The sequence below is a fragment of the Serratia marcescens subsp. marcescens ATCC 13880 genome, from assembly GCF_017299535.1.
In the GTDB taxonomy this organism is placed as follows: domain Bacteria; phylum Pseudomonadota; class Gammaproteobacteria; order Enterobacterales; family Enterobacteriaceae; genus Serratia; species Serratia marcescens.
Map to the genome: position 1 here is coordinate 258005 of NZ_CP071238.1, position 13242 is coordinate 271246.

Here is a 13242-nt window from a genome sequence, read left to right on the forward strand (position 1 = left end):
GAAACGAAGTTATATTTTATGTGCTATCGGCATTTGCTGGAGTGTGTCGGCACTCATACACTTGCTCGCAGCGAATGAACATTCAGACGAGGTTACGCATGACTAAGGCGGCTTGTGTCAAACGCAGCGGCTTATGGAGCATTCCGGCCAGAACCATGACGCTGGCATGTCTGTTGGTGTTTATGGCGCAAATGGCGACGACCGTGTATTTGCCTTCGCTGCCGACGGTGATGCGGGAGCTGGCGATGAGCCGACGTGCCACCGAGCTGTCCATTTCGATCTTCGTCATCGGCGCCGCTTTGCCGGTGCTGTTCTGGGGCGCGGCCGCCGATCGCTTTGGCCGCCGTGCGCCCCTGACGCTGTCTTTGTTTCTTTTCATTGGCTGCAGCGGGCTGTTGGCGCTGTGCAGCAACGGCACTCAGCTGCTGGCGCTGCGTGCGCTGCAGGGTGTGGGCGCCGGCGGTGCGGCGATCATTGCGCGTATCATCGCGGGATAACTGGAGCGGTGATGAGCTGGCGCGCCGTCTGTCGGTGCTCTCCATCGCTTTCATCACTGCGCTGGGCGGGGGGCAGTTTATCGGCGGCCTGCTCAGCCAATATTCGCACTGGCAGATGGGCTTCGTCCTGATGGGCGCCACCGGTATGGCCATTCTGGCGCTGATGGCGACGCTGCCGCTTGAGGCGGGGCGCGCACGCGGGCCACGCCCGGCGATGGCGGCCACCTACTTCGCCATCCTGCGGCGGCCGGGGTTCTTCTGGCCGGCCTGCGTCGGCGGATTGGGCTTCGCCACCACGGTGACATTGCAGGAGGTGAGCCCGTTCGTCATGCAGCAGGGGTTTGGCCTCAACGTCACGGCGTTCGGCGCGCTGGGGCTGGTGATAGGTATCGCCTACTTTAGCGGCGCGTTGACGGTGAACCGCACGGTGGCGCGTGTCGGCGGGAAAAAACTGATGCAAACCGGCAGCGGCATCGTCGCTCTGGCGACGGTAGCGATCCTGCTGTTGTGGTGGGGCGGCATTCTGGCCGGCCTTTCCGGTATGGCGCTGTTCATCGCGCTGTATTGCCTGACCATTTTTGGCCAGGCGGTGTTGTTTCCCAACAGCATGGCGATGGCGGTCAGCGACGCCAAAGAGCACGGTGCCTATGCGATGGCGCTGTGTGGCTTTCTGCAGCAGTGTCTGGCGGGCATTGCCGCGGCCGGCGCGGTGTTATTGGAGCACCACGGCCTATGGGCGCTGGCGATAGCGTTGCTCGGCCTGGCCGGCTGGCTAATGGTTAAACTGCGGATGTAACGGCATTTGCAGGGAATTGCGAGCTGCTCCGCATGCCCAACGCGATAAGGTTGGTGCGCCGGAGCGCTGTGTTAAGATGACTTCTTTCGTGCTAAGGCATAAGGGTACTGTGATGGAAACGCTGGCTTCTTTGTATAACGACCACTTGGCAGAGCTGCAAAAACGCGCGCGCGAAGTGCTGGAGCGCAACAAGTTGGATGCGCTGCTGATTCACTCCGGGGAACTGCAAAAGGTATTTTTGGACGACCATAGCTATCCGTTCAAAGTGAACGCGCATTTCAAAGCCTGGGTGCCGGTGACATCGGTGCCGAACTGCTGGTTGTGGATCGACGGTGTCAACAAGCCGAAGCTGTGGTTCTACTCCCCGGTTGACTACTGGCACAGCGTAGAGCCGCTGCCGGACAGTTTCTGGACCAAATCCCTTGAATTGATGCCGCTGGCCAACGCCGACGCCATCGCCCAGCAGCTTCCGCCGCAGCGCGAGCGCGTCGGCTATATCGGTTATGCCCAACAGCGCGCCCGCGATCTCGGCATCCCTTCTGAGAACATCAACCCGAAAGCGGTGCTGAACTACCTGGATTTCCACCGTTCGATCAAAACCGGCTACGAGCTGGCCTGCATGCGCGAAGCGCAGAAGACGGCGGTAACCGGCCATCGTGCGGCGCATGAGGCGTTCCTCTCCGGCATGAGCGAGTTCGACATCAACCTGGCCTACCTGACGGCGACAGGCCACCGTGATACCGACGTGCCTTACGACAACATCGTAGCGCTGAACGAGCACGCTTCGGTGTTGCACTACACCAAGCTGGACCATCAGCCGCCGGCCGAGTCCCTGAGTTTCCTTATCGACGCCGGCGCGGAATATAACGGCTATGCCGCCGATCTGACCCGCACCTACGCGGCGCAAAGCGGCAGCGAGTTCGCCCACCTGGTGAAAGATCTCAATGGTGAACAGCTGGCGCTGATCGACACCATCAAGCCCGGCGTGCGCTATACCGACTACCATGTGCAAATGCATCAGCGCATCGCCAAGCTGCTCAAGAATCACAAGTTGGTGAACGGCCTCAGCGAAGAGGCGATGGTTGAAACGGGCATCACCACGCCGTTCCTGCCGCACGGGCTGGGGCACCCGCTGGGCCTGCAGGTGCACGACGCCGCAGGCTTTATGCAGGACGAGCAAGGCACCCATCTGGCGGCGCCGTCCAAGTATCCGTTCCTGCGTTGTACCCGCGTGTTGCAGCCGGGCATGGTGTTGACCATCGAGCCGGGTCTGTACTTCATCGAATCTCTGTTGGCGCCGTGGCGCAGCGGTGAGTTCAAGCAGCACTTCGCCTGGGATCGCATCGATGCGTTGAAGCCGTATGGCGGCATCCGTATCGAAGACAACATCGTGATCCATGAAAAGCGTATCGAGAACATGACGCGCGATCTGAACCTGGCCTGATGCGGCCGTACCCGATACCGGTGGAAGCAACCCGCTTTACCGAAGAAATAAAGAAGAGCCGTTTTATCACCCTGCTGGCGCCAACCAGCGGGGTAGAAGCGGCAAAGGCGTTTATTCAGCAGGTGCGGGATGAGCACCCGGCGGCGCGGCACCATTGTTGGGCCTTCGTCGCCGGCAGCCCCGATGACTCACAGCAGCTGGGGTTCTCCGACGATGGAGAACCGTCGGGCACCGCTGGCAAACCGATCCTCGCGCAGCTGATGGGCAGCGGTATCGGCGAAGTGACCGCCGTGGTCGTTCGTTACTATGGCGGCGTCAAGTTGGGCACCGGCGGGCTGGTGAAAGCCTATGGCAACGGTGTTCAACAGGCGTTGAAGCAGCTGGTGTTGGTAGAAAAGGTGCCGGAAGCCGAATATATCTTGCAGTGCGACTATGCGCAGTTGGCGCTGGTGGAGAACTTGCTGCAGCAAACCGCAGGTCGGATCCTGCAGGGCGAATACGGCGCCGCCGTCGTGCTGCATTTGGCGTTGCCGGCCACCGAGGTCGAGCTGTTTGGGAATAAATTGCGTGATCTCAGTCGCGGTAATTTGCAATTAACCCCCATTTCGCAATAATTCCTCCCAATTGAATTGCTAAGGATCGTGCTGAAATGCATTTTCGCGCCATAACCCGTATCGTTGGTCTGCTGGTCATCCTGTTCTCCGGGACGATGTTTATTCCCGGCCTGGTGGCATTGATTTATCGCGATGGGGCGGGGCGCGCGTTCAGCCAAACGTTCTTCGTGGCGCTGACCATCGGGCTGATGCTGTGGTGGCCGAACCGCAAGCAAAAACACGAGCTGAAGCCGCGTGAAGGCTTCCTGATCGTCGTGCTGTTCTGGACCGTGCTGGGCAGCGTGGGGGCATTGCCGTTCCTGTTTTCGGAACGGCCCAATTTGTCGCTGACCGACGCCTTCTTTGAATCCTTCTCGGGATTGACGACCACCGGTGCGACGACGCTGGTGGGGTTGGACTCGCTGCCGAAGGCTATTCTTTTCTATCGCCAAATGCTGCAATGGATGGGCGGCATGGGGATCATCGTGTTGGCGGTGGCGATACTGCCGATACTCGGCGTCGGTGGCATGCAGCTGTATCGGGCGGAAATGCCCGGGCCGCTGAAAGATAACAAGATGCGTCCACGCATAGCCGAAACCGCCAAAACCCTGTGGCTAATCTATGTGTTGCTGACCGTCGCCTGTGCGCTGGCGCTCTGGGGGGCTGGGATGTCGGTGTTCGATGCCATCGGCCACAGTTTCTCGACCATCGCCATCGGCGGTTTTTCTACCCACGACGCCAGTATCGGTTATTACGCCAGCCCGACCATCAACACCATCATCGCCGTGTTCCTGCTGATTTCCGGCTGTAACTACGGCCTGCACTTCGCTTTGCTGAGCGGCCGCAGCCTGAAGGTGTATGGGCGCGATCCTGAATTCCGCATGTTTATCTTCGTTCAGTTGACGCTGGTGGTGGTGTGTACGTTGGTGCTCTGGGGACATGGCGTCTATAAGAGCGGTATGGAAACGCTCAATCAGGCGTTCTTCCAGGTGGTATCGATGGCGACCACGGCTGGTTTTACGACCGACAGTATCGCCAAGTGGCCGCTGTTCCTGCCGATGTTGTTGCTGTGCTCAGCGTTCATCGGCGGTTGTGCCGGCTCGACCGGCGGCGGCCTGAAGGTGATCCGTATCCTGCTTCTGTACCTGCAGGGCTCGCGAGAGTTGAAAAGGCTGGTGCACCCCAACGCGGTCTATACCATCAAATTGGGCAATCGCGCACTGCCGGAACGTATTCTGGAAGCGGTGTGGGGATTCTTCTCCGCCTATGCGCTGGTGTTTATCGTCAGCATGCTGGCGATCATTGCCACCGGCGTTGACGATTTTTCCGCGTTCGCCGCAGTGACGGCAACACTCAATAACCTTGGCCCCGGCCTGGGCGTGGTGGCGGATAACTTCACCACGATGCCGGCGGCGGCCAAGTGGATCCTGGTGGTGACGATGCTGTTCGGACGCCTGGAAGTGTTTACATTGCTGGTGCTGTTCACGCCAACTTTTTGGCGTGAGTAAGCCTGATATAAGGAGTTCGCCATGAAGGCATTGATACTTTATTCGAGCCGTGACGGGCAAACACGTGCTATCGCTTCTTATATAGCAAGCAAGCTGCAGGACACACAGCGATGTGAGGTGATCGATCTGCTGCAGGCGGAACAGGTCGACCTTAGTCAGTACCAGCAGGTGATGATCGGCGCTTCTATCCGTTACGGGCACTTTAACCCGGCGCTGGATAAATTCGTCAAACGTCATGCCGAACAACTGAATCGAATGCCGAGCGCGTTCTTTGCCGTGAACCTGACCGCGCGTAAACCGGAAAAGCGCTCGCCGCAAACCAACGCTTATACCCGCAAGTTCCTGCTGGCCTCGCCGTGGCAGCCAAAACAGTGTGCGGTGTTTGCCGGCGCATTGCGTTATCCGCGCTATCGCTGGTTCGACCGCATCATGATTCAATTTATTATGCGTATGACGGGCGGTGAAACGGATACCAGTAAGGAAGTGGAGTACACCGATTGGCAGCAGGTCGATCGTTTCGCCCAGGAATTTAGCCAGATCCAGTACGAAAAGTGACAAAAATGCGGGTTTGGTCAGCGTTTTGCCGAAAAAATCCGCGCTTGAAAAGTTTTTTGCAATTAGGGGTTGCGGCCCGCCGAGAACTCCCTATAATGCGCCTCCACTGACCGGGAACAACGACTGACAAGCCGCCGGGTCAGCGAGAAGAAAGCGAAATAAACGCTTGACTCTCCGGGCGAAAAGCGTAGTATACGCAGCCCGCGCCGATGAGTTTCTCGGCACTGCTCTTTAACAATTTATCAGACAATCTGTGTGGGCACTCCACAAGACGATATCCAGCATCTTCGGATGCAAAAAAATATCAAGTCTTGAAGAGTGACTAACTGAAGTAAAATTCATGCAGTAAATCTTTGAGCATCGCTTCTCGAGTGGAAGCAAATCAAGCTTTTAATTGAAGAGTTTGATCATGGCTCAGATTGAACGCTGGCGGCAGGCTTAACACATGCAAGTCGAGCGGTAGCACAGGGGAGCTTGCTCCCTGGGTGACGAGCGGCGGACGGGTGAGTAATGTCTGGGAAACTGCCTGATGGAGGGGGATAACTACTGGAAACGGTAGCTAATACCGCATAACGTCGCAAGACCAAAGAGGGGGACCTTCGGGCCTCTTGCCATCAGATGTGCCCAGATGGGATTAGCTAGTAGGTGGGGTAATGGCTCACCTAGGCGACGATCCCTAGCTGGTCTGAGAGGATGACCAGCCACACTGGAACTGAGACACGGTCCAGACTCCTACGGGAGGCAGCAGTGGGGAATATTGCACAATGGGCGCAAGCCTGATGCAGCCATGCCGCGTGTGTGAAGAAGGCCTTCGGGTTGTAAAGCACTTTCAGCGAGGAGGAAGGTGGTGAACTTAATACGTTCATCAATTGACGTTACTCGCAGAAGAAGCACCGGCTAACTCCGTGCCAGCAGCCGCGGTAATACGGAGGGTGCAAGCGTTAATCGGAATTACTGGGCGTAAAGCGCACGCAGGCGGTTTGTTAAGTCAGATGTGAAATCCCCGGGCTCAACCTGGGAACTGCATTTGAAACTGGCAAGCTAGAGTCTCGTAGAGGGGGGTAGAATTCCAGGTGTAGCGGTGAAATGCGTAGAGATCTGGAGGAATACCGGTGGCGAAGGCGGCCCCCTGGACGAAGACTGACGCTCAGGTGCGAAAGCGTGGGGAGCAAACAGGATTAGATACCCTGGTAGTCCACGCTGTAAACGATGTCGATTTGGAGGTTGTGCCCTTGAGGCGTGGCTTCCGGAGCTAACGCGTTAAATCGACCGCCTGGGGAGTACGGCCGCAAGGTTAAAACTCAAATGAATTGACGGGGGCCCGCACAAGCGGTGGAGCATGTGGTTTAATTCGATGCAACGCGAAGAACCTTACCTACTCTTGACATCCAGAGAACTTTCCAGAGATGGATTGGTGCCTTCGGGAACTCTGAGACAGGTGCTGCATGGCTGTCGTCAGCTCGTGTTGTGAAATGTTGGGTTAAGTCCCGCAACGAGCGCAACCCTTATCCTTTGTTGCCAGCGGTTCGGCCGGGAACTCAAAGGAGACTGCCAGTGATAAACTGGAGGAAGGTGGGGATGACGTCAAGTCATCATGGCCCTTACGAGTAGGGCTACACACGTGCTACAATGGCATATACAAAGAGAAGCGACCTCGCGAGAGCAAGCGGACCTCATAAAGTATGTCGTAGTCCGGATTGGAGTCTGCAACTCGACTCCATGAAGTCGGAATCGCTAGTAATCGTAGATCAGAATGCTACGGTGAATACGTTCCCGGGCCTTGTACACACCGCCCGTCACACCATGGGAGTGGGTTGCAAAAGAAGTAGGTAGCTTAACCTTCGGGAGGGCGCTTACCACTTTGTGATTCATGACTGGGGTGAAGTCGTAACAAGGTAACCGTAGGGGAACCTGCGGTTGGATCACCTCCTTACCTAAAGATATTAGTTCGAGTGGCGTGCTCACACAGATTGTCTGATGAAAAAGTAACGAGCAAAAGCGTCATAAAAGTACGGTGTCGTGTCCCCTTCGTCTAGAGGCCTAGGACACCGCCCTTTCACGGCGGTAACAGGGGTTCGAATCCCCTAGGGGACGCCAAGCTTCCGACCCACCCGGTGAAAGCGGCGGTCTCAAGTATCTGACGATACACCATATCTTAAAGATGACTTCCGAGTCATGTTTAAGATATTGCTCTTTAACAATCTGGAACAAGCTGAAAATTGAAACATGACGGCTGAAATTTATCCCTCCGTAGACGTATTGGGATGAAGAGTAACCTGTCATAGAGTCTCTCAAATGTTTGCAGCGCGAACGATGGAAACATCTTCGGGTTGTGAGGTTAAGTGACTAAGCGTACACGGTGGATGCCTAGGCAGTCAGAGGCGATGAAGGGCGTGCTAATCTGCGAAAAGCGTCGGTAAGGTGATATGAACCGTTATAACCGGCGATACCCGAATGGGGAAACCCAGTGTGTTTCGACACACTATCATGTCATGAATACATAGTGGCATGAGGCGAACCGGGGGAACTGAAACATCTAAGTACCCCGAGGAAAAGAAATCAACCGAGATTCCCCCAGTAGCGGCGAGCGAACGGGGAGGAGCCCAGAACCTGAATCGGCTTGTGTGTTAGTGGAAGCGTCTGGAAAGTCGCGCAGCAAAGGGTGATAGCCCCGTACACTAAAATGCACAGGTCGTGAGTTCGATGAGTAGGGCGGGACACGTGACATCCTGTCTGAATATGGGGGGACCATCCTCCAAGGCTAAATACTCCTGACTGACCGATAGTGAACCAGTACCGTGAGGGAAAGGCGAAAAGAACCCCGGCGAGGGGAGTGAAATAGAACCTGAAACCGTGTACGTACAAGCAGTGGGAGCACCTTCGTGGTGTGACTGCGTACCTTTTGTATAATGGGTCAGCGACTTATATTTTGTAGCAAGGTTAACCGTATAGGGGAGCCGTAGGGAAACCGAGTCTTAACTGGGCGATTAGTTGCAAGGTATAGACCCGAAACCCGGTGATCTAGCCATGGGCAGGTTGAAGGTTGGGTAACACTAACTGGAGGACCGAACCGACTAATGTTGAAAAATTAGCGGATGACTTGTGGCTGGGGGTGAAAGGCCAATCAAACCGGGAGATAGCTGGTTCTCCCCGAAAGCTATTTAGGTAGCGCCTCGTGAACTCATCTTCGGGGGTAGAGCACTGTTTCGGCTAGGGGGCCATCCCGGCTTACCAAACCGATGCAAACTCCGAATACCGAAGAATGTTATCACGGGAGACACACGGCGGGTGCTAACGTCCGTCGTGAAGAGGGAAACAACCCAGACCGCCAGCTAAGGTCCCAAAGTCATGGTTAAGTGGGAAACGATGTGGGAAGGCATAGACAGCCAGGATGTTGGCTTAGAAGCAGCCATCATTTAAAGAAAGCGTAATAGCTCACTGGTCGAGTCGGCCTGCGCGGAAGATGTAACGGGGCTAAACCATGCACCGAAGCTGCGGCAGCGACGCTTAGCGTTGTTGGGTAGGGGAGCGTTCTGTAAGCCGTTGAAGGTGGCCTGTGAGGGTTGCTGGAGGTATCAGAAGTGCGAATGCTGACATAAGTAACGATAAAGCGGGTGAAAAGCCCGCTCGCCGGAAGACCAAGGGTTCCTGTCCAACGTTAATCGGGGCAGGGTGAGTCGACCCCTAAGGCGAGGCTGAAAAGCGTAGTCGATGGGAAACAGGTTAATATTCCTGTACTTGGTGTTACTGCGAAGGGGGGACGGAGAAGGCTAGGCTAGCCGGGCGACGGTTGTCCCGGTTTAAGCGTGTAGGGGGTGTGACCTGGTAAATCCGGTTGCATGCTAACCCTGAGGCGTGATGACGATGCACTACGGTGCAGAAGTAGTTGATGCCCTGCTTCCAGGAAAATCCTCTAAGCTCCAGGTAACATTAAATCGTACCCCAAACCGACACAGGTGGTCAGGTAGAGAATACCAAGGCGCTTGAGAGAACTCGGGTGAAGGAACTAGGCAAAATGGTGCCGTAACTTCGGGAGAAGGCACGCTGGCATGTAGGTGAAGTCCCTCGCGGATGGAGCTGAAGCCAGTCGAAGATACCAGCTGGCTGCAACTGTTTAATAAAAACACAGCACTGTGCAAACACGAAAGTGGACGTATACGGTGTGACGCCTGCCCGGTGCTGGAAGGTTAATTGATGGGGTCAGCCGCAAGGCGAAGCTCTTGATCGAAGCCCCAGTAAACGGCGGCCGTAACTATAACGGTCCTAAGGTAGCGAAATTCCTTGTCGGGTAAGTTCCGACCTGCACGAATGGCGTAATGATGGCCAGGCTGTCTCCACCCGAGACTCAGTGAAATTGAACTCGCTGTGAAGATGCAGTGTACCCGCGGCAAGACGGAAAGACCCCGTGAACCTTTACTATAGCTTGACACTGAACATTGAGCCTTGATGTGTAGGATAGGTGGGAGGCTTTGAAGCGTGGACGCCAGTCTGCGTGGAGCCATCCTTGAAATACCACCCTTTAATGTTTGATGTTCTAACTCGGCCCCATAATCTGGGGTGAGGACAGTGTCTGGTGGGTAGTTTGACTGGGGCGGTCTCCTCCCAAAGAGTAACGGAGGAGCACGAAGGTTAGCTAATCACGGTCGGACATCGTGAGGTTAGTGCAAAGGCATAAGCTAGCTTGACTGCGAGAGTGACGGCTCGAGCAGGTACGAAAGTAGGTCTTAGTGATCCGGTGGTTCTGAATGGAAGGGCCATCGCTCAACGGATAAAAGGTACTCCGGGGATAACAGGCTGATACCGCCCAAGAGTTCATATCGACGGCGGTGTTTGGCACCTCGATGTCGGCTCATCACATCCTGGGGCTGAAGTAGGTCCCAAGGGTATGGCTGTTCGCCATTTAAAGTGGTACGCGAGCTGGGTTTAGAACGTCGTGAGACAGTTCGGTCCCTATCTGCCGTGGGCGTTGGAAGATTGAGAGGGGTTGCTCCTAGTACGAGAGGACCGGAGTGAACGCACCACTGGTGTTCGGGTTGTCATGCCAATGGCATTGCCCGGTAGCTAAGTGCGGAAAAGATAAGCGCTGAAAGCATCTAAGCGCGAAACTTGCCTCAAGATGAGTCTTCCCTGGGCCTTTAAGGCCCCTGAAGGAACGTTTAAGACTAAGACGTTGATAGGCTGGGTGTGTAAGTGCAGCGATGCATTGAGCTAACCAGTACTAATGATCCGTGAGGCTTAACCTTACAACACCGAAGGTGTTTTTTAGAGAGATTTTCAGCGAAGTTCCGAGATTGGTTCTGATGGCTTGACGGAAGTGAAGCGGTTGGAATGAAACGAATTTGCCTGGCGGCAATAGCGCGGTGGTCCCACCTGACCCCATGCCGAACTCAGAAGTGAAACGCCGTAGCGCCGATGGTAGTGTGGGGTCTCCCCATGCGAGAGTAGGACACTGCCAGGCATCAAATAAAGCCGAAAGCCCTGAACTGACGTTCAGGGCTTTTTGCTATGCGTAAAATAAATATCCTGACAGTATCTATTACTTTGAAAAATGCCTTTTTGGGCATGTGTAACTTATTCTTATAATGAAGAATAATGTTTCTTTGCTAGGGAAATAGCCATCTAAATATATAATTGATAGTTCCAGATTATTATTTAAATAATAAAAATAGCTGTCTATGAACAGACTGATGAGAATTATCCGGTTATATCAAAGATAAATCTTAATTCTTCAGTGTATTAGTCGATAAATTTCACGTTAATTAAAACAAATATTAGCCAGACGCCTCGAATCGAGTAGACTAGGCGAAAGATTATTTCCGTATGGGTACTGAACGTTATGTCTACTGAAAGCGCGTCTTTGAAAAACCACAATACGTTTGCGCTCCCGGTCAACGCAGCGCACCTGATCATGGCCGATAGAATTGAGCTGATGCTCAAGGTGTGGCAACAAACGCGCAAGCGTCAGGAGCCGTTGCTGATTCTCGGTGAAGGTAGCAACGTGCTGTTCCTGGAAGATTTTTCTGGCACAGTAATGGTCAATCAGTTGAAGGGTATTGATGTTCGGGAAGATAACGATGCCTGGTATCTCCACGTCAGCTCCGGTGAAAATTGGCATGACCTGGTGCAATATACGCTGCAGGCTGGGATCTGCGGCCTGGAAAACCTGGCGTTGATTCCTGGATTGGCCGGTTCCGCCCCTATCCAGAACATCGGCGCCTACGGCGTCGAATTGAAAGACGTCTGCGAGTATGTCGATCTGCTGGACTTCTCTACCGGCGCTATCGATCGTATTCCGGCTGCCGAGTGTGGTTTTGGCTACCGGGAAAGTATTTTCAAACACCGTTTCCAGACCGGGCATGTCATTGTCGGGTTAGGTCTGCGTCTCAACAAACAGTGGCAACCCAAATTGAGCTACGGCGATCTGGCCAAGCTGGATCCTGCCACGGTGACGCCACTTCAGGTATTTGAATCCGTATGCGCCATGCGCCGCAGCAAGCTGCCCGATCCGCGTGAAACCGGCAATGCCGGCAGCTTCTTCAAGAATCCGCTGGTGAACGCAGAGAAAGCCGCAGAACTCATCGCTAAATATCCCGGCATGCCGCATTACCCACAGCAGGATGGCCAGGTGAAGCTGGCCGCCGGATGGCTGATCGATCAATGCGAACTGAAAGGATATCGTATCGGTGGCGCCGCAGTACACCGCCAGCAAGCGTTGGTGCTGGTGAACATCGACAACGCCCACAGTCAGGATGTGGTGGCATTGGCGCGCCACGTGCGCAAGTCGGTGGCCGATAAATTCGGCGTGTGGCTGGAACCTGAGGTGCGTTTTATTGGCGCGACCGGTGAACTGAATGCCGTGGCGGTGCTGTCATGAAAGATACCAAGGTTCCGTTAAAACTGATCGCGCTGCTGGCTGACGGCGAATTCCATTCCGGTGAACACCTCGGTGAGTCACTGGGCATGAGTCGCGCGGCGATCAATAAGCATATTCAGACCATTCGCGAATGGGGACTGGATGTCTTTACCGTGCCCGGAAAAGGCTATAGCCTGCCTGGCGCCATCCAGCTGTTGGAAGCCAAGCGAATCCTCAGCCTGCTGGAAGACAAGCGTGTAAGCGTGTTGCCGGTGGTCGATTCCACCAACCAATACTTGCTGGACCGCATCGACGAATTGCACTCTGGTGATGCCTGCGTCGCTGAATACCAACAGGCAGGACGTGGGCGCCGCGGGCGGCAGTGGATCTCGCCATTCGGCGCTAATTTATATCTGTCGATGTTCTGGCGACTGGAGCAGGGGCCGGCAGCGGCGATGGGGCTCAGCCTGGTGATCGGGATGGTGATGGCGGAGGTCTTGCAGCGTCTCGGTGCGGCTGATGTACGCGTGAAGTGGCCTAACGATCTTTATCTGAACGATCGTAAATTGGCGGGGATCCTGGTCGAATTGACGGGAAAAACTGGCGATGCGGCTCAACTGGTCATCGGCGCCGGCATCAACCTGGCGATGCGTGATACCAATGCCAGCGCCATTACTCAGAGATGGATTAACCTACAGGAAGCGGGAATTCAGATCGATCGCAATGAACTGGCTGCAACTCTGCTTAATGAACTGCGTCAGTCATTGAAACAGTTTGAGATAGACGGACTGGCGCCCTTTATCGGTCGCTGGCGTACCTTGGATAACTTTATCGACAGACCGGTCAAACTGCTGATTGGCGAGCGACAGATTGTGGGTATCGCCCGGGGTATCGATTCGCAGGGCGCACTGCTGCTGGAACAGGACGGGGAAATCAAACCTTTTATCGGCGGAGAGATATCGCTGCGCAGCGCGGAATAGTGAGAAAAGACAAGGG

6 protein-coding genes, 1 tRNA gene, 3 rRNA genes and 1 pseudogene are annotated in these 13242 nt (G+C 55.0%); all 11 read left to right on the forward strand.

The window, feature by feature from the left end; all coding sequences use genetic code 11:
- Positions 1-98 precede the first annotated feature (98 nt).
- The 11 genes and pseudogenes from J0F90_RS01185 (at position 99) to birA (ending at position 13226) form a co-directional block, all read left to right on the forward strand.
- A pseudogene (locus J0F90_RS01185) lies at positions 99-1293 on the forward strand (MFS transporter).
- Between the two features lie 112 nt (positions 1294-1405).
- Positions 1406-2737 (forward strand): Xaa-Pro dipeptidase, encoded by a 1332-nt coding sequence (gene pepQ, locus J0F90_RS01190; RefSeq protein WP_033638972.1) that lies wholly within the window; start codon positions 1406-1408, stop codon positions 2735-2737.
- Positions 2737-3351 (forward strand): IMPACT family protein, encoded by a 615-nt coding sequence (locus J0F90_RS01195; RefSeq protein WP_033638971.1) that lies wholly within the window; start codon positions 2737-2739, stop codon positions 3349-3351. The genes pepQ and J0F90_RS01195 overlap by 1 nt, the downstream gene beginning before the upstream one ends.
- Positions 3352-3386: 35 nt before the next feature.
- Positions 3387-4838, forward strand: coding sequence for a Trk system potassium transporter TrkH (trkH, locus tag J0F90_RS01200; RefSeq protein ID WP_004934492.1), 1452 nt, complete (start codon positions 3387-3389; stop codon positions 4836-4838).
- 21 nt (positions 4839-4859) lie between these two features.
- Positions 4860-5393: a menaquinone-dependent protoporphyrinogen IX dehydrogenase gene (gene hemG, locus J0F90_RS01205; protein ID WP_028127640.1), complete on the forward strand. Its 534-nt coding sequence runs from the start codon at positions 4860-4862 to the stop codon at positions 5391-5393.
- A gap of 391 nt (positions 5394-5784) precedes the next feature.
- Positions 5785-7326 (forward strand): 16S ribosomal RNA (locus J0F90_RS01210).
- Positions 7327-7414: 88 nt separating this feature from the next.
- Positions 7415-7490 (forward strand) — tRNA-Glu (locus J0F90_RS01215).
- Between the two features lie 239 nt (positions 7491-7729).
- Positions 7730-10636 (forward strand): 23S ribosomal RNA (locus J0F90_RS01220).
- Positions 10637-10735: 99 nt separating this feature from the next.
- Positions 10736-10851, forward strand: a 5S ribosomal RNA gene (rrf, locus tag J0F90_RS01225).
- Together the 16S, 23S and 5S rRNA genes with 1 tRNA gene alongside form the textbook arrangement of a ribosomal RNA operon.
- A gap of 378 nt (positions 10852-11229) precedes the next feature.
- Entirely contained in the window at positions 11230-12267 is a 1038-nt protein-coding gene (gene murB / locus J0F90_RS01230; protein WP_016929435.1) for a UDP-N-acetylmuramate dehydrogenase, read from the forward strand.
- Positions 12264-13226 (forward strand): bifunctional biotin--[acetyl-CoA-carboxylase] ligase/biotin operon repressor BirA, encoded by a 963-nt coding sequence (gene birA, locus J0F90_RS01235; RefSeq protein WP_033638970.1) that lies wholly within the window; start codon positions 12264-12266, stop codon positions 13224-13226. Before murB ends, birA begins: the two co-directional genes overlap by 4 nt.
- Positions 13227-13242 lie beyond the last annotated feature (16 nt).

What these genes read in the sequence shown, in the direction of transcription:
- pepQ (WP_033638972.1), top strand. Translation starts at nt 1,406, where the DNA reads ATGGAAACGCTGGCTTCTTTGTATAACGACCACTTGGCAGAGCTGCAA.
- J0F90_RS01195 (WP_033638971.1), top strand. Translation starts at nt 2,737, where the DNA reads ATGCGGCCGTACCCGATACCGGTGGAAGCAACCCGCTTTACCGAAGAA.
- trkH (WP_004934492.1), top strand. Translation starts at nt 3,387, where the DNA reads ATGCATTTTCGCGCCATAACCCGTATCGTTGGTCTGCTGGTCATCCTG.
- hemG (WP_028127640.1), top strand. Translation starts at nt 4,860, where the DNA reads ATGAAGGCATTGATACTTTATTCGAGCCGTGACGGGCAAACACGTGCT.
- murB (WP_016929435.1), top strand. Translation starts at nt 11,230, where the DNA reads ATGTCTACTGAAAGCGCGTCTTTGAAAAACCACAATACGTTTGCGCTC.
- birA (WP_033638970.1), top strand. Translation starts at nt 12,264, where the DNA reads ATGAAAGATACCAAGGTTCCGTTAAAACTGATCGCGCTGCTGGCTGAC.